The sequence below is a fragment of the Neptunomonas sp. ABH4_499 genome (assembly GCF_056160565.1).
Genome location: NZ_JBSWXK010000017.1, coordinates 12,208 through 31,961 on the forward strand (window position 1 = coordinate 12,208; position 19,754 = coordinate 31,961).

Here is a 19,754-nt window from a genome sequence, read left to right on the forward strand (position 1 = left end):
GGGGCGGCAGATGATGTATCCATATTTTAAACAATCTCTCCTCATCGCTTTAGGAGCATTTTTTTTTGCGATGAGTCCTACCTATGCGGCGGCCGAGCTAAGTTGCCCGCATGGTGAAACGTCTGCCGTAAAGCTTTATGTTCGGTCATTAAAATATGACCCTACCGTAGGCGGGTTGCTGTACGATTTTTACGTGCATAAATACTATCACCCTTCGGGTATTGAATATGTCACTTACAGTGGTACGGCCAAGAAAAACCCAGACGCAGGTATGATGCCGGTGTCTAAAAAAACACTTCATTTGTTTGATAAAACGATCACCTATAGCGACGGTAACCGATCGGAGCGCTCGCCGACTGATATAAAGGCTCGCTCTAAGATTCCTATTTCGTACAAACGCGTAAAGAACAGTTCAGATTTACCTTCGTATGACGGCTTTAAGTGTAACCCTTCGGTAAATAGTATGGGTGAGATGCATATGGAAGTCTGCAACGTACTGATTTACGGAAAAGTGGCGACCGTATCGGGGGAGACTCGTGTGGGCGGTTCAAATACCAGCACGCGATTTCTATCTTTAAGTCAGAAGTGCGTTCCAAAGCATTACTTTGAAGACCTTTAGTATTGTCGTTAAACGTTATGCAGATAAAAAATGGCTCCCGAAGGAGCCTTTCTACTATGGGTTATCCAGCAAATAGAGCTTGCTGAAGGACGCGCCTTCACAGGCGTAGTCGGTTTCGAGGCCTTCTTGCTCAATGGTAAAGCCGACCACTTTTTTCGGCCCGATATCCGGATCAGTCCGATCATAGAGGCTGACCTGTTTATCACCTACAGAAAAATCTAACGTATGCATGGTGACTTGAGGCCGAATGTAAGTCTCAAAAGAAAACTCATTGTTGAGTGTCCCCATCTGCTGCTTAGTGCCAACTGTGTCGGTTACCGTCGCTTCCAATTGATTTTCAGAATGAGAAAGGGTGATGGAGTAGTCCGTACTGGTGCACTCAAATACAGTAACCCGTTGCTCGTTTTCTTTTAACGTATCGCTCGTACACGCCGATGAAACCAAGGTCAAAGTGGTAACAGACAGGGCGGTAGCGAACCGCTTAATCTTTGTATTCATCGTAAGCCTTTTGAAGTTTTGTGTCGTAACTGTTCTCGGCGTATGAAGGCCCGTTATAGCCACGTGCAAAGGTAGCCCAGTTCTTAGAGATAAGGGCTGAGTCTAAATTAGTGGATTTTAGGTACTTTACTAAAGCGGTTAAATGCTTAGCTTCAGATTCGAACATATCTTTTACAAAAGATTCCACGTCTGAATAGCCGCATAATTTATAGTTGAATCCCATAATCTGGAACTTGCCCCACGACGCGGCCTTTAGCGCTTCTTTACGGTTTAAAGTCATAGCCATGATCAAACGTTCGTATTCTTTTTCACCGCCTTTATAGAGCTTTCGGTTCCAAGATCGGCTAGAAATGTGTGGATGAGTCTTATCGTAAGCTCTAGAGGTGTTGCGCGAGAAAATATGAGCTTCATATAGAATTTTTGGGCGGCCAGAGGCTAAAAAAGCACTTCCACGTGTTTCTACCTTAGCTACAGCTTTAATTGCAGCTACTTCGCATCCTATAAGCGCAGCTGCGCTTGTGTAGTCATCCTCAGTAATTTCTGATCGTGCTGAAACTACAGGGAGATGGGCACTTTGCTTTGCAGGACTGAGGCGAAGGTGTGACTTCATAGACGATTCAGTTCGTCCACGAGGATCTACACGTCCATCGGGCTTAATCATCCGGACGACGATCTTCTGGAACTCAATGATTGCGGCAACGGTTTTCGATTTTTCAGGGTTTCTGCCGAGTGTGCCGTCAACGGCTAGAGTTTTAATGTTGGGGATAAATCGGCTTAAACCATTGAGTGTTGTTTGAATGGTTTTGACATCACTAGGGTTGTTGGTGCCATCGACACCAACAGAACGCGTAATTAAAGACATGCATAACTCCATTTATGCAAATAATTGGAGTCTTCATGGTAAATATTTTGTATGTCCTAATCAACGTTATACAACAGGCAGCATCACCATCAAGACGGCTTAGCAAACCAACCCTGCACCCACTCCAGCAGACTGGTTTCTTCAACCTGAATCGACTTAAGCTTTTCTTTAAGGATATCCATCGGGGCTAATGACGTTTTGACCAAGATGTCTTCACCATCTCGCTCGTACTGGACGCTGAAATAAAAGTGCGAGCGGGTCACGTGCAGGAGTTGGTTGAAGATCAGTAAAGGTTGCTCTTCGCTGTGCATCATCTCCGGTGCGGGGAAAAACTTACCCAGCGTGAGGCTGTCGGCTATCTCTTCCACTTCGGTGTCGCACACAAGGGTGTGCAGTTCTTGGATGCGTCGTGCGAGTGTTTCATCAATCGCGATCTGAAACAGGCGAAGGTCAGAAGCCCCAGGGCCTTTGGTCGGCAAAGACAATGTGTTTGGCATGATGTATCCCTCGCTGAGCGTGATCATTGACGCATGATGCGATCGGTTTTGGACATCCCTGAAAACCGCTAGGGGTGTGGTTATCTATTATACGGCCGTTTTATTCAAAGAGATCAGGAAAAGTTCCCTTATTTTTAAACTTTTTTTGTTCAGCTTCCTAGAACGCAATGTTCCGCATGTTTCCTGTTTATAACGTAGCGGCTACTGCTAGAAATCAGTATCATAATGAGAATCATTCTCCTTACTGTTTGGGACGACAAGGGTAATACCATGATCCATTCTGCTTTACGTCACACCTTTAAGCGCAGCCTGTCAGTGTTAGCGTGTTCGGCTGCTTTGATTTCTGCTCCGTTTGCTTTTGCGGATGCGTACAACGTTGAGACTCTATACGGTTCGATCACTGTGCCAGATGAGCCACAACGTGTGGTTGTTTTGGACGATGCGGCATTGGATACCGCTTTAACGGTTGGGGTAACACCGGTGGGTACGTTGGCGACCCGTGGCGGTACGGCGGTGCCAGATTATCTGCAAGAAAAAGCCGGTGACATTCAAATTGTAGGCGCAGTACGTGAGCCAAACCTTGAGGCAATTTTTGCTGCAGAGCCTGACTTGATCATTGCGACCAGCAGCACGGATAAAGCGCTGTACGATAAGCTGTCACAAATTGCCCCAACGGTCGTGTCGACTTACAAAACCGGCCAGCCGTGGGAAGAGGGCGTGATGTTCTACGCGACTGCACTGAACAAAGGCGATGAGCTAAAAGGCAAAATCGATGAGATCCACACCCGCTTGGCGGATCTGAAAAGCCAACTGCCAGAAGGTAAAACCGTGTCGGTGGTTCGCTGGAACCCCCAAGGCCCGATCGTAATGTCGGATCGTCTGTTCATCGGTCAAATCCTTGAAACCCTAGGCATGAAGGTGCCTGAGATTGCGACAGGCATGGGGGCACGTCCTCACTCTGATACGCTGAGCCTTGAAAACCTAAGCCAAGTGGATGGTGATTGGTTGTACCTTGCGACGCTGAACAGCGATGGCAAAGAAGCGTTGGATGCGGCTCGTAAGCAACCTGCATTTGAGCGTCTGGATGCGGTGAAACAAGGTCATGTAACCACTGTGGATGGTCAAATCTGGTCAAGCGGCTACGGCGTGATGGCGGCTGATTCTGTTCTGGATACGTTGGAATCAACACTGGCGAAGTGAAGTAATGCTGATGTTTGACATCCTTCGGGGTGTGGCATGAGCCGCACCCTAGAGCCGTCTTGTTCTGAAAAGACGGCCACCCACCTTACCCAACAACGGTCGGCTTTGTCTGACCGTTCGTTGTTTCTAATGATGCTTGGATTGATCCCCATTTTATTGGGGATTTTGCTGTTCAGCTTGCTGGTCGGCGCGGGGGATGTGTCTATCTCGCGTGCATGGGCGGCCTTGATGGGCGCGGACGACCCCGATGCACACTTTACCGTTTTTCAACTGCGTGGCGTGCGTACCTTGCTGGGGCTTTCGGTGGGTATCGCCTTAGGGGCAGCCGGTACTTTATTGCAAGCGGCGACCCGTAACCCGTTGGCAGAGCCTGGTCTTCTTGGTGTCAGTGCCGGAGCCTCCTTTGCGGTGGTGATTGCCATTGCGCTCGGTGCCAGTGCGGCGTCGGTGCACGTGAGTGTTGCGATCGTCGGTGCGGTAATCGGTTGTATGTTGGTGCTGCTGGTTTCCCAAGTGCGTGGTGTGGGCGATGACCCGGTGCGCTTAGTGTTGGCCGGTGCGGCGTTCTCCTCCTTGTTGATGGCTTTTATCTCCTTGTTGTTGCTGTACGATCAGCGCGCAGCGGATGAGATCCGTTTTTGGATCATCGGTGCGTTAGGGGGGCGTCCTTTGGATGTGCTCAACTGGACCGCGCCCATCATTGCGATCTCCTTAGTGTGTTCACTTCTGATTGTGCGCCCTCTGGCAAGCTTGGCTTTGGGCGAGCAGATGGCAACCGGCTTAGGGCACAACCCGAAAATGACCCGTCTGTACAGCTTGTTAATCGTGGCAGCCTTGGTGGGTGCGGCAACCAGCGCCGCAGGACCTATTGCGTTTGTCGGGTTGGTAGTGCCTTTTGTGGCGCGGGCCTTTGTCGGTAGTGATGTGCGTCGTACGCTTTGGTTATCCCTCTTGATTGGCCCAATCTTGGTGGTGTTTGCTGACATCTGCTCCCGTTTGGTTGTTAAGCCTTATGAGCTGCCCATCGGTGTGATCACGGCGTTAATCGGGGCTCCGGTTCTGGTGATGGTAGTGCGCAGTCAAAGGATGCCAACGCTATGAATGCCAGAACAAAAATGCTCCACAAAAGTCGGCCGATTCCTGGATTTAAAGCGTGGCGCGTGGGTGGTTTCAGCGGGTTGCTCTCTACCCGAAGCGTCGCGACCGGCTTAATCCTAATGGTGGGCTTAGCCCTCGTCGTTGGCATCAGCCTCGCGTTTGGCAGCAAAGAGTTACCCATTACGGATGCGCTGTTGGCCAGTATGGGCATCGGCGAGCCAAGAACCGTGTTCTTGGTGCAAGAGCTTCGCATGATGCGGGTTGTGGCGGGTGTCTTTACCGGGTTTGCCTTTGGTGTGGCGGGGTGTTTGTTGCAAACCTTGGCACACAACCGTTTGGCAACCCCCGGAGTGATCGGCATTGATGATGGTGCAACGGCGTTTGCCGTGGCATCGATAGTGGCGGTCCCACTGACCATCGCGCCTTCCATGCTGGCGTTAACCGGTGCGGTCACGGCGGCGGTTTTGACCTTTGGCCTAAGTGGCGGCGCGGGTGCGCGCGGTTATCGATTTATCGTGGTTGGCATCGGCGTTGGCGCTTTGCTGGCGGCGATTACTAACCTGATGCTAGCGCGTACCGATATGGACAGTGCCAACGCAGCATACCCCTGGACGGTCGGGAGTTTAAACGCACGCAATGAGCAATCCGTTTGGTTATTGGGCGGTGCGTTAGTGCTGTTTTTACCGCTGATGGGGCTAATCGCTCGGCAGGTGAATACACTTCGGTTCAGCCCGCAGGTGGCGGCCGGTCTTGGGCTTCGGTTAAACCAAGCGCGCATCACGGTGTTGCTGATCTCCGTTGTGCTAACAGCATTGGCTGTCGGTGTAGTTGGCCCTGTGGGGTTAATCGCCTTGTTGGCACCCGAACTTGCCCGTTACATGAACGGTCATCGAACCGTCCCCATCTTTAACGCAGGCCTTGCCGGGGCGTTTGTTATGGTCTTGGTCGATTGGGTCGGGCGCATCTTGTTTACACCTGTCGAGATCCCCGTCGGGGTCATTCTGGCCGTTGTGGGCGGCCCTTATTTGCTGTGGATAGTTATGCGACCAAACGGTCGATTCTAATGGAAGAAGTATGTCAGGCTCAGAAGAAAACACCCTCACACAGGCCACGCTAAGCGCGGAATCCGTCAAGCTTGGGTACCGCGATCAGATCATCATCCCCAATCTATCCGTCTCTTTGCCCGAGGGTAAGGTCACAGCGATAGTCGGCCCCAATGGTTGCGGTAAATCCACCTTACTATCGGCTTTGGCCCGCCTTCGGGCACCCAAATCGGGCCAGGTGTTGTTGGATGGAAAAGTGATCCAATCCATGCCCAGTCGAGAAGTCGCAAGACGTCTGGCCTTACTGCCTCAGGAGGCCGAAGCCCCCGAAGGAATGACGGCGTTTGAGCTGATCCGCTTTGGGCGTCAGCCTCACCAAGGCTTGTTAAAACAGTGGTCCAAGGAGGACGAATGGATCGTCGAGAAGGCGCTTCGCTCGGCGGATATTTTGTCGCTTGCGCACAGGCCGCTGGATGAAATGTCCGGTGGGCAGCGACAGCGAGCGTGGATTGCGATGGCGATCGCACAGTCGACCCCGATCTTATTGCTGGATGAGCCGACATCGGCGTTGGATCTGGGCCACCAGATCGAGGTATACGAGCTGATTCGGCACTTAAGCCAAAATAAAGGCAAAACGGTGGTGATGGTGGTGCACGATCTGTCCAGTGCATGTCGCTATGCCGATCACCTGATCGCGATGAAAGAGGGAGAGGTCATTGCCGAGGGCGCACCGAGTGAAATCGTCACCGAAGCCTTGGTCGAATCTTTATACAATGTGAAGTGCACACTTTTGTCAGACCCCGTTTCAGGAACCCCAGTAATAACAGGTGCTTACACACGTTAAAGATAGAGACTTCCCCGTACTTTTTTGGGAGAAAGCGTTCTATTTACGACTTTTGATGGATTTTTTCTAATTTGAACTAAGCTTTAAGAACTGTCTACCGATAGGTTCTTCATGCGTACATTATTTCTCTTTGAAAAAATCCATGACAGCGCAGGACATTCGCTTCTGCGCTTTGGGGCAATGTGTTTGTGTGTTCTGCTGCTGGGCTTGAACTCGTCGGTGGCACACAGCGCCATTGTGAATAACAACCATCTGTTCAAGAAGGTCGGAGAGCTGCACGCCAAAGTGGAAGCTCTGGCTAAAGCCCATAAAAAGACCCTCACTGACATCGAAGCGCCTACCTTTTCTGATCGGCTTCCTATCCATTTATACGCCAAGTCGATCGACATCTACGATCAACTGCGCCGCTTAGACTCAGAGCTGGGTTTGGCGCCGATGTCACTGCCCAACAAAACCTTGCGTCCTCGCGATGTGATGAACCCGTTGAACCAGATCAACCAAGTGCTTGATCAGCTGTTGGCGAAAAAGATGGTTCTGTTGGCGGTGCCCGAATCTCAGGTTCCCTTGGGTAAGAGTGCGGCCGATGTCTATCAGCAGCTTTGGTGGTTAACCACCATGCTGTCGCAGTTGGTACCGCCACCGAGTGCGTCAGAAACTTTGGTGCAGTTAAAAGCCGTATCATTGGAGATCGATCAGATTGCCAAGGCGCTTAAGCAGGAGCCAAGTGCACCCAAGTCTGTGGTGGTCGAGGGTAAGATCCCGCGTGATGTTCTTCTGGTGCTCTATCAAGATATGCACCTGTTAGGTCGCTGGCAGCGTCAAACCAATGTGGAGTCGATGGCGCCAGGCGCTTTGCGCAGCGGTGTGCTGAGCATGGCGGACGTGTATGACACGACCCGATCTTTCTTGGCAGACCTGCATCGGATGAAAACCTCCATGTCGATCACCACCGATGTGAAAACGCCCGAGCCTAATAGCTCGGCGAGCGTTGATGCGTTGTACACCGAGGCCAAAGTGATCCATGACCAGCTTCGGTCTTTGACCGATCCGAAGTAACTGAATAGTCGAGTAGAGATCTCCTATGCGATTGAGTGATTTACCCTTAGCCGTCAAGTTAAGTCTGGTCCCCGCGGTGATACTGGCGCTCTTGACACTGTACAGCGGTGTGACCACTTGGACGTTGCTGGGCATTAATGATCAGGCACAGCATTTCAGCCGCGAGATAGAACCCAGCACGCGTCTATCCAGCGAGCTATCGAGCAACATTCTTGGTCGTACCAACCTGATTGAGCGCTACCTTCGCCAGCCTTCTGAGGCGGCGCTGTCGGAATACCTGACCCTGAGTGAAGAGGTAAACGCACTTTTTGCCGACAGTCACTTTGAGTTATTGACTCAACACGAGTTGATTGAGGATGACAGCAAAAAGCTGGATCAGTGGTTTGTCGAAAACTTAGTGCCCAAAGATAAAATCCTGCGAAGTAATCTTAAGCAGATCCAAAATGATCTCCTTCCAGAAACCTTGGAGTTGAGCAACAACATACGGGCGACGCTGAACCCGTCCGTGGATCAGACCTTGATTCAGTGGACCATTCAGGTCACGAATCACTTGCAAGCGGCCCTCATTCATTTGAATGCGTTTGTATCCGAGCACTCTGAAACTGAGTTTGATGCTTACAAAATGGAGCTTTATGGCGCCGAAAACGCCGTAATGGACCTTAAAGAGCGGCTACGCCGAGAGGATCAGGTGCGTTGGATTGGTACCATCGAAACCAACCTAGCTGAGTTGGCTCAAAAGGTTCAAACCGTCGCAAAAGATGCCAAAGAGCAGGATGTGATCTTAACCGATACCATCTTCCCGCTCACCGAAGAGGTGCTGGCCGCGACCAAAGAACAACAACAACGTATCTGGGCAGAGCTGAGCGCTGCCAGTAAAGAGATCGATGAGGCGCTCACGCAAGAGATCATTACGGTTCTGAGCTTTTCGACCATCATCGTTGTGTTGGCCGCAGGCCTGACTTGGTTGATTTCACGTCGTATTACACTGCCGATTCAGGACATCGTAAATACGATGGAAGACATCGCACAAGGCGGTGGGGATCTGACGCGCCGTTTGGTGTACGAGGGTAAAGATGAACTGGGGCGTCTATCGGATGCGTTTAACCAGTTTGTTGGGATGATCCGCACCATCTGTTTAGGGGTTAACGAAACCACCGAACAACTGAGCAAATCGTCGGTGCAGTTGCAGAAAACCGCGACCGAAGGCGAGTCTGGCTTAAAACAGCAAAAACATGAGTTTGAATCGGTCAATCACTCGACCCAAACCTTATCCGATACTTTCCGCTCGACCGCGGAACAAACCGCCAGCCTGCTGAGCATCGCCAACAATATTGCGGACAAATCCCGTGAGGGACAGCACCATCTTAACCAAAATACCCAGATGCTGAACCGCTTAGCCTCCCAAATGGGAGAGTCCTCTGAGGCGATGGCCCGACTGAACGCCAGCAGTGATAAGATCTCGGAAGTACTCCAGGTGATTACCAGCATTGCTGAGCAAACCAACCTGTTGGCGCTTAATGCGGCGATCGAGGCGGCGCGCGCCGGTGATCACGGACGCGGCTTTGCGGTGGTCGCCGACGAGGTACGTCAGCTTGCGATGCGCACGCGCACCTCAACCGACGAGATCAAAGTCATTGTGGATCAGCTGCAACAAGAATCGCAGTCGTCCGCCGAGATGATGTCGCAGAGTAACGAAATGACACAAACGAGCTTGCAGCAGATTGGCGAGCTGGCTAAGTCGGTTAATCAAACCAACCAACAAGTCGGTGATGCGGCAAGCTTGATTAGTCAAGTGGCCAGCACCACCGAGGAGCAAGCGGAGCAAGCCAGTGGCATTGCCAAGAGTATGTTGCGATTGGAGTCCTTGCTTGAGAACAGTCGCCATCAAGTCAGCACGACCTCGACAAACAGTGGTCAAATCAGCGGGCTTGCGGAACAACTCAAAGCCAATATGGGCCGCTTCAAAACTTAATGCCATCCTGAAACCTGTGTATTTTATGAACAAGAGCCCGTACACTACGGGTTCTTTTTTATAACTCGTTAAAGGGATCCAAACGAATGGTTAGAGGTGCTCTTTCAATAGCTTTGGTCGTCGCGATCTCGGGGTGTACTTCTACTTCCCCGGTTAAAGAAACTACGGCGGCAAATTATGATCATGCCATCGGCGTAGTGGATTCGACCTGTCTTGCTATCCAGCAAAATCACCTGCTTCAAGGGGAAGCACTGACCGTAGTGTCATTTGATGAGCCACAGCGTGTGGTACAAGCCTTTGTGGATGCCAGCGCGTCCAATGGCTGTGCCGTCAGTGATGAGCGCAAAGCGGCCAACGAACAAGCCGGTTTTAACTACTACTCCCTGATTGGTTTGCCAAAAGGCTTCACATCGGGTGCCGCTTTCGTATCGACGTTTGATGCCGCTCGCTTGCCCGAGATGGACGTTAACGCCAACGGTGAGTTTGAGGTTGTCTCTCAGTGCATGACCGAGAACAGCATGCGCGTGATGGTGACCGAAAACGGATCTATGCCAGTATGGGGCACGGAATACTTCCTCGGTGAAGGCCAAACCACGACCTGCCTGTAAGGGGCCGTTCTATTCTGGCTTAAAAAGCCCATCACAAAAAAGGCCAGCGTTGTGCTGGCCTTTGCTTTTGTGAGCTCTGCTTCAGAAAGCGAGGTTTAGAAGGTGTAGTTAAGACCGGCCATCACGTTGCGGGAAGGGCCGTAGAAGTTGAACGTTGCCACACTGCCCACGCGAGAATAATACTCACGATCAAACAGGTTGTTGATGTTAAGCGACAGCGTCAGCTGATCATTTACCGGGTAGCTCACCGATGCATCCACAACGGCATAACCCGGAGCCGTAATGCGTGTGCCAGCGCGCTCAAGATAGAACTCGCTCATACCGGTCACGCCAGCGCCAAGGCTTAAGCCATTCCAAGAGCCGCCTTCTACTGTGTATTTCGACCAAACTGAGAGCGCGTGGTGAGGCATCAACATGAACATGGTGTTGGTGTCGCCCGAAAGCTTCTCGGTATCCATGTAGGTGTAGCCTGCCAGTAATTCCCATGGGCCGTAGTTTCCGCTCATCTCCGCTTCAAAACCACGGACACGGGTTTCACCGGTCGCTACGGAGTAGGTTGAGATGGCATTACCATCGCTGTCGTACGGTGTGGCAGCACGGTTTTTGTCGTTCAGCTGGAAGATCGCCACACGGGTGTTGATCAGCCCATCGTTATAGCTGCCTTTTAGGCCCAGCTCGTACTGCTCGCCTTCACGTGCTTTGAGTAAATCACCGTTTTGATCGGTGTCACTTTGTGGCTTAAACACCTCGGAGTAGCTTGCGTACAGGGAGTGATCGGCATTGAGGTCGTACACCACACCGGCGTACGGTGTTAGGTGGCCAGATTGATCCCAATCGCTGCTGGTTTTTGCCCCAGAGGATAAAGTCGTGGTATCGGTCGAGATGTCAAACCAGCTCAGGCGCGCACCTGCAATCAGCGCTAAGTCCGACATTGGGCGGAAGGTCAGCTTGCCGTAAACACCGGTTTCGCTTTCATCGCTTTCAACCCGCTGCGTATAGGTCGGCGCCGTGTAGGCGACATTGGACGAATCGAACGTATTTACGTTGATTGACCCTAATCGGGACGCGCCGGTTTTATAATCCGTGTCGTAGTGCTTGTAATCCGCCCCCACAACAAACTCACTCATGTTGCCCATCGTCTCAAACGGTTGGCTGTAGCTGACATCCGCCGATAGCGTTTGTTGGTCAAAATCACGCTGGGTTGTGCGCAAGCTGGTGGAGCCATCGTCGGCAACGGCACCGCCGGTAAAGGCATAGTAGTACTTGGTGGAGCGATCCGATGTGCGAAGCGCCGCACGGCCATAGCCGCCGTTTTCAAACTCGTGTGTGAGATCGACAAACAGATCGGTCGAGTCGCCGTCAAAGTCGTTCCAATCCGCCCCTAAGAAGGTGGAACGGTCCCAATCCGCCAACGTACCGTCCGAATAGGCCGGAAAACCGTTGCTTGGCGTGATCTCTTTGCTTTGGTGCAACGCCCCCAAGGACAGCTGAGTGGTCTCACCAAGATCCATATCCAGTGTGGCATAAATGCTCTGGTCGAGGTTTTCGTTCTCATCGGTTTCGCTTGGCATATCTTCACGCGAAAGCACCACACGACCGCGTACCGACTCGCTTTGATTCAAGGAACCGGACAGATCCGCACTCAGTTGGTTGCGACCCCAGCTACCGACACCCGCGCTAATCGAACCCTGTGTGTCCGCGGTGGCACGCTTGCGCACCAAGTTGATGATACCGCCCAACTCACTGGAGCTGTTAAACAGACCCGATGGGCCACGCATGATCTCGACGCGGTCAAAGGCGCTGAGTGATGGCAGGGTGCCATTGATGCTTTGCATCGGAGCCGCTAAGCCGTCGATGCTGTACTCATCGTACTCATAACCGCGTGAAAAGATCGACGAGCGACCACTGTCGTTGCTGAGGGTGCGAAGGCCGGGTGTGTACTTGGCCGCATCATCTAGGTGGGTAAAGCCGCGATCCGTTAGGTAGTCGTGTGTTAGAACGGTGATCGATTGCGGAATATCACGCAGTGATGCCGGTGTTTTGGTCCCTACAGTGGCGGAATCAACGCTGTAACCTTGCGTCTCTTCACTGGAGGGCATGTCGTACAGGGCGTTGCCATCGACGGTCAGTGTCGGAAGGCGAATCTCTTTAGCGACCTCGACCGCTAACACGTGCTTCGAGAAGGGGATCAAAGCCAATGAAAGCGTTACGAAGGCTAAAGAGGGGCGAACCCGGAAAGAGGTTGGACGATACGTCAGAGCAGTCATACAGCGAAGTCCTCAAAAGGCATGAACAGTGTGTTGCTTACATGCGTTTGATAATAAAAATGAGAATCTATTGCATTTGGTTGGCAATGTTCGCATTATTCCAAAACACCGACATCGCCGCTTATGCGCAACGCTCAAACCGTAGTGCAAAGCAATCATTCTGATCACAACGGCTGTACAGCCTGCAAAAAGCTAAGCACACTTCGCGCTGGAAACATCATGAACAGTTTTGCATCAGGGAACGCCAGACTCAGTCGGCAAGATTTGATCCGTAATGCACGTGATGTGTCAGGTTATCGCCTGCATACCGAACACGATCGCTCGACACGCCAAAGGCCACCGAATCGACCCAAAGGGATGATTGAAGGTTGGATTATGACAGAACACCTGCAACCGGGTATGTCATTCCATGTGATCAATGGTCACGCCTTACAGGATTTCTCGATTGAGGCTCAGATTAAGCCGTGCTTAAAAATATCCCTGATTTTAGAAGGGGATACGCACATCAGCTTTGGCGAGAAAGGCTATAAGCTGGAAGCGAAACCGCGTACGGCCAACCTGTTGAAGCTGACCGAACACGAGCGCTGCCACTTGCAAAGCGTTGAAGGGGTTCATCGTGAAGCGATCAACATCACGTTGGAGCCGGAGTGGTTTGAATGGGCGGGGGTATCGACCACCAAATCGGATGCGATGCTGACCGAGCACTTAAGTACGCTATCGATGACCTTGCCAGAGCATCTTTGGCTGCAAGCCAAGTACCTTGCCCATCAGCAAGAGAGCTCACGCGCAGGGCAATTAGCCCGTGAGGGTTTTGTCCTATCGCTGATGTCGCATTGGTTATCCCACCACACAAGCGCGCGTACGCCACGCCGTGACCGGCCTGAAAGCCGCCGTGCACAGCAGTTTGTGGAGTTGATGAGCAGCAACGAGGTACTGGACTGGTCATTAACCCAAGTGGGGGATCATTTGGGGATGAGTCACGCAACGTTGCAGCGATACGCGCGCGAGTGCTTGGGTGTGAGCCTGACGCAGTATTTGCGAGAGCAACGTCTGCGCAAAGCCTGCGTGGCACTCAAGCGAGATGGCATCACGATTTTCGAAGCCTCGATGATGGCCGGTTACAGCCATCCCGGTAATTTTACCGCGGCGTTCAAACGCTACTTTGGTGTGTGCCCAACCGATGTGTATAGGCATGGTTTAGATCGCATACTGGCGCGTGGTGTAGGTTAGGTTTTAAGCGTTAAGGAGAGGATCGTTGTTGTACGCTTTCACCGTACGGTCTTTGGGCCGTATTATTCGACGAGGCATCATTATGGCCAGTATGTCCACATTGGCTGCGTGCACCACGCTGTCCCCAAACACCGAGCTTACACCGGTATCGGTGCCAAACTCCGTTCAGATCGACATGCTCGATCAATACCGATCCGATCAATCACCCACCGACGAAGGTCGGCGCTTGTTGGTCTATGTACCCAACACGCCTGCCCCTGAGACCGGGTTTCCTGTCATCTTCCTGTTGGATGGTAATGCGTATTTTCGCTCGGCGGTGGATGAGATCCGTTTGATGAGCGCCCATCCGGTAAAAGGCGTTGAGCCTGCAATCATTGTTGGGGTTGGCTATCCGATCGACACTCCGCACGATATTCCGCGCCGATGGTTTGATTTAACCCCGCCGACCAATACCCCGGTGAAAGCACCGCTCTCGCACATGGCACAAGAGACCCCCATCCAATACGGTGGCGCACAAGCACTGGGCGATTTTATCGAACAACAAGCCAAGCCTTGGCTCGCAGCGCATTACCCTGTGGATAAACAGCGTTACATGTTGATGGGGCACTCGTTAGGCGGCTTGTTCACCTTAAACACCCTGCTGTCAGAGCCGGAGCGCTTTCAGAAGTACGTCGCCATCAGTCCATCGCTTTGGTGGAATGACCACTATCTACCCAGCCACTATGCCCAAGAGATGACCAATCCCACGCTATTACAAACTGAGGAATGGCCATCTAAGCAGGTCTTGATCGTCGTAGGGGGTAACGAGAAGCCCTTTATGAAGCCCGATGCGGAATCCTTCGCGACCCAGATGAGCCCTTGGCTAGAGGAGATCTCGGTCAAAGAGATCTCCCACATGAACCACGGCATGGTGGTTCAGCCCGGCATAGCGCTGGGCCTGGAGGCGGTATTGGGGCGTAAGGCGGCTGAGTAGGTCATTCGGTCTTCTCCCGCTTAATCACCGCCGTGCCTGAGCAGCGGTCGTGGAGTACACGATCGTCTTTGAAAAAAATATTCAGGAAAAAAGTGAATTTGGCGGTTACGGTAAAGAAGGCTAGGCAGATAAAACGCCACAGCGCTTGGAAGAAGTGAATCTTTCCTCCTTTGCTGTTCACCACCTTGTGTTTAAACAGCAGCATCCCTGGGGTTGCTTGCAGCTTAGACGACTCAAGTATGGGAATCACCAAGGCCCAAAGTAAGAGTGACAGTGGCGTGCTCCATCGATACTCGTCCGGTAAAAAGACCGTCAGAAGGCCGACGACGCCGAAACCTGTGAAAAAGAAAATCACATCCACCAAATAGGCGACCAGGCGGTGGAAGCGGTTGGCATAGGGCAGTGTCGGCTCAGCGCGTTGAGCGGACTGCGGTGCCTCATAGATGTCCAGTTGTGCATCGGCTTGCTCATTGGGCATGGCTGCATTGAGCTCGTCGATAAAGTCATCAAGGTTTCTATCCAGCGATGGGTCGTTGGCGTCGAACTTTTGATCGGTCCAGCGGAAAAAACGGTTCAGTAACACCAAGGTGTCTCGGTTGAGCACTCGGGTGTACAGCGTGTAGTAGATCGCCCGATTAAGTACCTCTTTGCTGATGATGATTTTGGATTGAAGGTCGTACAGTAAAGGGTCGTCTAACAACGCCTGCCAACGGGCCAAGTCATTTGCAGTGTGCTCATCTTCCATCAGGTTGCGGCACCTACGAATAAAGGCGTTTACTTCGGCATACGCTCGCAGCTCTTCCTCGCTGAGTTCTTCCTCGTCATCTTCATACTCATCCCAGGAGTCATCCTCCTCCTCTTGGATGGGCTCCGGTGTGGGCGCGTCTTCAGGGGTATCAAGAATGAGCTCATCATCGATTAAATCGTCAGAAGCGGCCTCTTTCGGGGCTTCATTGCGTGTGGTTTCAAGTGTTTCGTTCGGTGAAGTGTCTTCATTGGGCGCGCGGTTGGTTTTACGCTCGCGCTCAAACGATTGCTCCCACTCCGACAGAGGCTGGTCTTCATCAGGTTCTGAGGCGGCGGGCTCACTTGAAAATGTAAAAGCATCCGTTGGTGCCTCATCATCAAAGAACACTGGCGTTGCAGCGCGCGATTTTGCGGCCTTCAGCGCTGTTTTATACGCGGCATGCAACTGCTGAAACCCCGATGGGTTTTCATCCGGTTTGTTCTCTTTTAACAGCTTGGCGTAAGCGACCTTGATGGTTTTAGCATCAGCATCAGAGGGTACGTCCAGTACATCCCACCAAGCCATTACAGGCGCCTATCATCGTCTAAACGGTTAAGACGGTCGGTCAGGTTGGTGCGCGTTCGGATGATCTCTAAGGATCGCTGGGCTTCTAGGGCTTTTTCGAAGCGCTCGATTAAGTCGGCGACCTCATCACGATCATAACCTAGGAGTGACTCGTAGGCGTTTTCAGCACGCTGCAGCAACTCCTTATTTTCTGGCACATCCCGCGGGTGGATTTTGAGTTTCGCCATCTTCTCTTTGGACTTGGCCAATACTTCTGGGCTTAAGTCCGTGGTCAGGTTCATGATCTGGGTGCTGTAACGTTTATTGGTCATCGGGACGTGCACATCCACATCCAGCAAGCCGTTCATGTCGTATGTGTAGCGGATATAAATCGATACCGCACCGGCGGGGCGCGGTGGTACATCCAGCTCGATGGTCCCCAGTAAAATGTTGTTCTTGATTAAGCGACTTTCACCTTGATAGATCTCTACCTTAACTGTGGTCTGGTTATCGTTCGCGGTTACCACGCTGCGCTCAAAGCTGGTCGGAACCGTCGTGTTTCGCTCGATAATGGGCAGGAACAAGCCGCCTTGTTCGCCGGTGGTATCGTTTTGGTTTTGAACCGCCGTCCCCAAGGTATAAGGACACACATCGGTCAGAACCACATCGTCCAAATCACAGCTTTTCGCTTTAAGTCCGGCTTGAATGCCAGCCCCCAGTGCAACCACAAGGTCGGGGTCGATATTGCACAGCGGCAAGCGTTTAAACATGCGAGTTACTAAGGTACGTATTGGCTGCATGCGCGTGGCGCCGCCGACCAGAATGACTTCATCAATGTCATTGGGGTTTAAACCTGCGTCCAGTACGGCGCGCTCAATCGGTAAGCGCATGCACTGAATCAACGGCTCGACGAGGCTTGCAAACTGATCGCGGGACAGCGTCCAAACGGAGGTTTGCGAAGGGATAACCGCCTCGACACTGACCTGCTGCTCACTGGTTAAGGTGCGCTTGGCCCGTTCCATAGCGCCCCAAAGGGCCGCTTCATCGGCTTGCTTTAAGGTGGCTGTTTCGATCTTTTGATCTTCACAAAAGTGTTGGATCAGCACTTTGGTAAAGTCCTCGCCCCCAAGATAGTTATCCCCAGCTGAAGCATGAACTTCGATCACACCGCTGAAATACTCAACAAGGGATACGTCAAACGTGCCACCGCCAAGGTCAAGGATCAGGTATTGCGCGCCTTCCTCTTGATTTTGTAGGCCGTATTTTAACGCCGCGGCGGTTGGCTCGTTGATTAAGCGTTCCACCTTAAGACCTGCAATTTCGGCGGCCATTTTGGTGGCTTTGCGCTGCAGGTCATTAAAGTAGGCCGGTACACTGATGATGGCTTCGGTGATTTCCTCATCAAGGAAGGCTTCGGCATCCTCTTTCAAGGATTGCAAGATAAGGGAAGAGAGCTCGACCGCGCTTAACACTTTTTGATCCAGCGAGATGGTTCGATCGGTACCCATCCAGCGCTTAAATGCGGCGATGGTCATTGAAGGGTGCGAGACCAAACGATCCAATGCCGCTTGTCCGCAAATCAGGTGTTTGTTGTCATCCACCCCAACTACGGACGGGGTTAAGTAACTGCCCGCTTTATTGGGGATCAGAACCGAGTCGCCGTCTTGCCAAACCGAGCAAGCGCTGTTGGTGGTACCCAGATCAATACCGATGATAGCCATAGTTTTGATGTCCTTATCCGGCGGCTAGGCTGCCGCACTTCTATACGTCTAAAGTGCGGACAGTTTAGCAGTATTGATAAGGAGCGATCTACGCCACTTGGTTTTGGAAATGCTTACCTAAAAGCGCATGGTAGAAATCCTTGTCGGATAAGAGTCCAACCAGATCGTTACCCGTTCCAAGCAGAATGGGCAGTCCTGTGCGGTAACGGATCTCGATGGCATCGCGCATCGAGATATCAGGCGGTGCAATCACCAAGGTGCTTGGGTTCATCGCTTCCATCGATTCCCCCTCGTGCCAGTGCAGTAAGCTTAACGCCTCGCCTTTATGGACGGCGCTTAAGTGCCCCAGCGTATCGCTGACCAGACAGGTTTGATTCGCGGCATCCAAAAGATAGGGTACATCGGGCGTTACCGGATGGCTTAGGCGGGTCATCAGCGAGTGGCCGCGCAGTACGTTAAGTGGGTTGGTGTGTGCCACAAAGCGGCGGACATAGTGCTGTTGGGTTTGAGGACGATCTCTTCTGGTTTGCCGTGTTGGATGATTTTAGCCGATTCCATGATCGCAATGTGGGTGCCGATTTTAAGCGCTTCGTCCAAATCGTGCGGGACTTTGCTGATGCCCAAATAGGTTAGGCGAATCGGGGCGGCGATGGCGAAGATGATGGTGGAAATAAGGCCCGGAACAACCCCTAAACCAAACAGCACTAAGGTTGGGATTAGATACACAAAGGTTGGGATGGTTTGCATCAGATCAAGCACCGGGCGCAGGGCGGTGTACATCAAGGTTTATGCGCGGCTACGAAACCAATCGGGATGCCGATCACCACGGATAACAGGGTGGCTGTGATTACCAATCCACAAGGGATTCCATCCACTGGCCAAGCGGGAGTTTTTTGCGAGGTAAGCCAATCCATATCAAGACCTTCTGTTAGGGCGCAGTTCGCCGCAGCCCTAACCGAAGGTTGGACTGGGCACGTTAGGTGAGGGGAGTCCCCATCGATGTGCGCTGAGTCATGGTGATCAGTTCAGGTAAGCCTGAACCGCCTCCAATCCGTTACCGCCTTCCAGCGTTGTGACGCCTTCAAGCCAGGTGTTGAGAACCTCTGGGTGGGCGGTCAGCCAGCTTTTTGCAGCGGCTTCAGGTTTTCTGCCCTCATCCAGAATGGCGGCCATCACATCGTTTTCCATCTCAAGCGTGAAGCTTAAGTTGGTCAGTAGCTTGCCAACGTTTTTGCACTCGTTGGTGTAGTTGCGGCGAACGTTGGTGTAAACCGTGGCGCCACCAAAATCCGGACCGAAGTAATCGTCTGTCCCTGTGAGATACTCAATCTCGAAGTTTTTATTCATCGGGTGCGGTGCCCAACCCAAGAACACAACCCATTGATCGCGTTTCACCGTGCGGCTCACTTGCGAGAGCATACCCGCCTCACTGGACTCGATCAGGGTAAACTTCGACAGTCCATCCACATCGTTTTTGATCATATCGTCGATCAAACGGTTACCGTCGTTACCAGGCTCAATACCGTAGATGCGGTTCTTGAACGATTTGGCATTGGTGGCCAAATCTGAAAGATCTTTCACCCCTGCATCCCACGCGTTCTTCGAGACCGCGAGTGTGTACTTAGCGCCTTCTAGGTTGGCGCGCAGCGTCTCGACCGAGCCGTTTTGCTCGTACTTGGCAATGTCCGATGCCATGGTTGGCATCCAGTTACCCAAAAACACATCAATATCGCCGTTGGCGAGCGACTTGTACGTCACCGGCACCGATAACATCTGAGTGGTTGGCGCGTACCCTAAGCCCCGCAGGAGCTCGCTGGTCAGTGCGGTCGTGGCTGTGATGTCGGTCCATCCGACATCCGAGAATCGAACGTTTCGACAATCGGCCGCATATGCCTGAGAGCCGGCCACTAAGGTCGTTGTCATCATCAGTGCGGTCGAAAACCGGCTACAAAACGTTTTCATGCATCTTCCTCGT

Annotated in this window: 18 protein-coding genes and 1 pseudogene; 10 read left to right on the forward strand and 9 right to left on the reverse strand. The window is 52.2% G+C overall.

Annotated features, from left to right (window positions below; genetic code table 11):
- Positions 1–10 precede the first annotated feature (10 nt).
- Positions 11–619, forward strand: coding sequence for a hypothetical protein (locus ACXAF9_RS15310; RefSeq protein WP_475075563.1), 609 nt, complete (start codon positions 11–13; stop codon positions 617–619).
- 54 nt (positions 620–673) lie between these two features.
- Here ACXAF9_RS15310 and ACXAF9_RS15315 read toward each other — a convergent pair whose 3' ends face one another.
- From ACXAF9_RS15315 to ACXAF9_RS15325, 3 genes are all read right to left on the reverse strand, one after another.
- On the reverse strand, positions 674–1,117 hold the full coding sequence (locus ACXAF9_RS15315; protein ID WP_475075564.1) for a hypothetical protein: 444 nt from the start codon (positions 1,115–1,117) through the stop codon (positions 674–676).
- Complete coding sequence (locus ACXAF9_RS15320) at positions 1,101–1,979, reverse strand: N-acetylmuramidase family protein (protein ID WP_475075565.1); 879 nt, start codon at positions 1,977–1,979, stop codon at positions 1,101–1,103. Before ACXAF9_RS15320 ends, ACXAF9_RS15315 begins: the two co-directional genes overlap by 17 nt.
- A gap of 89 nt (positions 1,980–2,068) precedes the next feature.
- Complete coding sequence (locus ACXAF9_RS15325) at positions 2,069–2,476, reverse strand: hypothetical protein (RefSeq protein ID WP_475075566.1); 408 nt, start codon at positions 2,474–2,476, stop codon at positions 2,069–2,071.
- A 270-nt stretch (positions 2,477–2,746) separates the two neighbouring features.
- Here ACXAF9_RS15325 and ACXAF9_RS15330 point away from each other — a divergent pair, with 270 nt between their 5' ends.
- From ACXAF9_RS15330 to ACXAF9_RS15360, 7 genes are all read left to right on the forward strand, one after another.
- On the forward strand, positions 2,747–3,676 hold the full coding sequence (locus tag ACXAF9_RS15330) for an ABC transporter substrate-binding protein (RefSeq protein ID WP_475075567.1): 930 nt from the start codon (positions 2,747–2,749) through the stop codon (positions 3,674–3,676).
- Positions 3,677–3,712: 36 nt separating this feature from the next.
- Complete coding sequence (locus ACXAF9_RS15335; protein ID WP_475075568.1) at positions 3,713–4,777, forward strand: FecCD family ABC transporter permease; 1,065 nt, start codon at positions 3,713–3,715, stop codon at positions 4,775–4,777.
- A complete protein-coding gene (locus tag ACXAF9_RS15340) occupies positions 4,774–5,838 on the forward strand; it encodes a FecCD family ABC transporter permease (RefSeq protein ID WP_475075569.1) in 1,065 nt (354 codons plus the stop codon). The genes ACXAF9_RS15335 and ACXAF9_RS15340 overlap by 4 nt, the downstream gene beginning before the upstream one ends.
- A 10-nt stretch (positions 5,839–5,848) precedes the next feature.
- Positions 5,849–6,661, forward strand: a complete 813-nt coding sequence (locus ACXAF9_RS15345; protein WP_475075570.1) for an ABC transporter ATP-binding protein — start codon at positions 5,849–5,851, stop codon at positions 6,659–6,661.
- 111 nt (positions 6,662–6,772) lie between these two features.
- Complete coding sequence (locus ACXAF9_RS15350; RefSeq protein WP_475075571.1) at positions 6,773–7,717, forward strand: hypothetical protein; 945 nt, start codon at positions 6,773–6,775, stop codon at positions 7,715–7,717.
- Between the two features lie 25 nt (positions 7,718–7,742).
- Positions 7,743–9,689 carry a methyl-accepting chemotaxis protein gene (locus ACXAF9_RS15355; protein ID WP_475075572.1) on the forward strand — a complete coding sequence of 649 codons (1,947 nt, stop codon included), beginning with the start codon at positions 7,743–7,745 and terminating at the stop codon, positions 9,687–9,689.
- A gap of 86 nt (positions 9,690–9,775) precedes the next feature.
- Positions 9,776–10,297, forward strand: a complete 522-nt coding sequence (locus ACXAF9_RS15360) for a hypothetical protein (protein ID WP_475075573.1) — start codon at positions 9,776–9,778, stop codon at positions 10,295–10,297.
- Positions 10,298–10,392: 95 nt separating this feature from the next.
- Here ACXAF9_RS15360 and ACXAF9_RS15365 read toward each other — a convergent pair whose 3' ends face one another.
- Positions 10,393–12,564: a TonB-dependent siderophore receptor gene (locus ACXAF9_RS15365; protein WP_475075574.1), complete on the reverse strand. Its 2,172-nt coding sequence runs from the start codon at positions 12,562–12,564 to the stop codon at positions 10,393–10,395.
- A 219-nt stretch (positions 12,565–12,783) separates the two neighbouring features.
- On the opposite strand from ACXAF9_RS15365, the gene ACXAF9_RS15370 reads away from it, so the two are divergent.
- Together ACXAF9_RS15370 and ACXAF9_RS15375 are read left to right on the forward strand one after the other, a co-directional pair.
- The gene (locus tag ACXAF9_RS15370; RefSeq protein ID WP_475075575.1) at positions 12,784–13,794 is read left to right on the forward strand and encodes a helix-turn-helix transcriptional regulator; all 1,011 of its coding nucleotides are present in this window, start codon (positions 12,784–12,786) and stop codon (positions 13,792–13,794) included.
- 25 nt (positions 13,795–13,819) lie between these two features.
- Positions 13,820–14,767, forward strand: coding sequence for an alpha/beta hydrolase (locus ACXAF9_RS15375; protein ID WP_475075576.1), 948 nt, complete (start codon positions 13,820–13,822; stop codon positions 14,765–14,767).
- Position 14,768: 1 nt separating this feature from the next.
- On the opposite strand, the gene ACXAF9_RS15380 is transcribed toward ACXAF9_RS15375, so the two are convergent.
- The 5 genes and pseudogenes from ACXAF9_RS15380 to ACXAF9_RS15400 all read right to left on the reverse strand — a co-directional run bounded on the left by ACXAF9_RS15380 (position 14,769) and on the right by ACXAF9_RS15400 (position 19,705).
- Positions 14,769–16,079, reverse strand: coding sequence for an RDD family protein (locus ACXAF9_RS15380; protein WP_475075577.1), 1,311 nt, complete (start codon positions 16,077–16,079; stop codon positions 14,769–14,771).
- Complete coding sequence (locus tag ACXAF9_RS15385) at positions 16,079–17,779, reverse strand: Hsp70 family protein (protein WP_475075578.1); 1,701 nt, start codon at positions 17,777–17,779, stop codon at positions 16,079–16,081. The genes ACXAF9_RS15380 and ACXAF9_RS15385 overlap by 1 nt, the downstream gene beginning before the upstream one ends.
- 88 nt (positions 17,780–17,867) lie before the next feature.
- Positions 17,868–18,257 carry a CBS domain-containing protein gene (locus ACXAF9_RS15390; protein WP_475075579.1) on the reverse strand — a complete coding sequence of 130 codons (390 nt, stop codon included), beginning with the start codon at positions 18,255–18,257 and terminating at the stop codon, positions 17,868–17,870.
- A gap of 107 nt (positions 18,258–18,364) precedes the next feature.
- Positions 18,365–18,633: pseudogene (locus tag ACXAF9_RS15395) on the reverse strand (ABC transporter permease subunit); the annotation flags it as partial.
- Positions 18,634–18,799: 166 nt separating this feature from the next.
- Positions 18,800–19,705, reverse strand: a complete 906-nt coding sequence (locus tag ACXAF9_RS15400) for a choline ABC transporter substrate-binding protein (RefSeq protein WP_475075608.1) — start codon at positions 19,703–19,705, stop codon at positions 18,800–18,802.
- Between the last annotated feature and the right edge of the window lie 49 nt (positions 19,706–19,754).

Excerpts from the sequence above, each read along its gene's own strand:
- ACXAF9_RS15340 (WP_475075569.1), top strand. The coding sequence starts at position 4,774 with ATGAATGCCAGAACAAAAATGCTCCACAAAAGTCGGCCGATTCCTGGA.
- ACXAF9_RS15385 (WP_475075578.1), bottom strand. The coding sequence starts at position 17,779 with ATGGCTATCATCGGTATTGATCTGGGTACCACCAACAGCGCTTGCTCG.
- ACXAF9_RS15345 (WP_475075570.1), top strand. The coding sequence starts at position 5,849 with ATGTCAGGCTCAGAAGAAAACACCCTCACACAGGCCACGCTAAGCGCG.
- ACXAF9_RS15315 (WP_475075564.1), bottom strand. The coding sequence starts at position 1,117 with ATGAATACAAAGATTAAGCGGTTCGCTACCGCCCTGTCTGTTACCACT.
- ACXAF9_RS15370 (WP_475075575.1), top strand. The coding sequence starts at position 12,784 with ATGAACAGTTTTGCATCAGGGAACGCCAGACTCAGTCGGCAAGATTTG.
- ACXAF9_RS15355 (WP_475075572.1), top strand. The coding sequence starts at position 7,743 with ATGCGATTGAGTGATTTACCCTTAGCCGTCAAGTTAAGTCTGGTCCCC.
- ACXAF9_RS15350 (WP_475075571.1), top strand. The coding sequence starts at position 6,773 with ATGCGTACATTATTTCTCTTTGAAAAAATCCATGACAGCGCAGGACAT.
- ACXAF9_RS15335 (WP_475075568.1), top strand. The coding sequence starts at position 3,713 with ATGAGCCGCACCCTAGAGCCGTCTTGTTCTGAAAAGACGGCCACCCAC.
- ACXAF9_RS15320 (WP_475075565.1), bottom strand. The coding sequence starts at position 1,979 with ATGTCTTTAATTACGCGTTCTGTTGGTGTCGATGGCACCAACAACCCT.
- ACXAF9_RS15400 (WP_475075608.1), bottom strand. The coding sequence starts at position 19,705 with ATGATGACAACGACCTTAGTGGCCGGCTCTCAGGCATATGCGGCCGAT.
- ACXAF9_RS15360 (WP_475075573.1), top strand. The coding sequence starts at position 9,776 with ATGGTTAGAGGTGCTCTTTCAATAGCTTTGGTCGTCGCGATCTCGGGG.
- ACXAF9_RS15330 (WP_475075567.1), top strand. The coding sequence starts at position 2,747 with ATGATCCATTCTGCTTTACGTCACACCTTTAAGCGCAGCCTGTCAGTG.
- ACXAF9_RS15365 (WP_475075574.1), bottom strand. The coding sequence starts at position 12,564 with ATGACTGCTCTGACGTATCGTCCAACCTCTTTCCGGGTTCGCCCCTCT.
- ACXAF9_RS15325 (WP_475075566.1), bottom strand. The coding sequence starts at position 2,476 with ATGCCAAACACATTGTCTTTGCCGACCAAAGGCCCTGGGGCTTCTGAC.
- ACXAF9_RS15380 (WP_475075577.1), bottom strand. The coding sequence starts at position 16,079 with ATGGCTTGGTGGGATGTACTGGACGTACCCTCTGATGCTGATGCTAAA.
- ACXAF9_RS15310 (WP_475075563.1), top strand. The coding sequence starts at position 11 with ATGATGTATCCATATTTTAAACAATCTCTCCTCATCGCTTTAGGAGCA.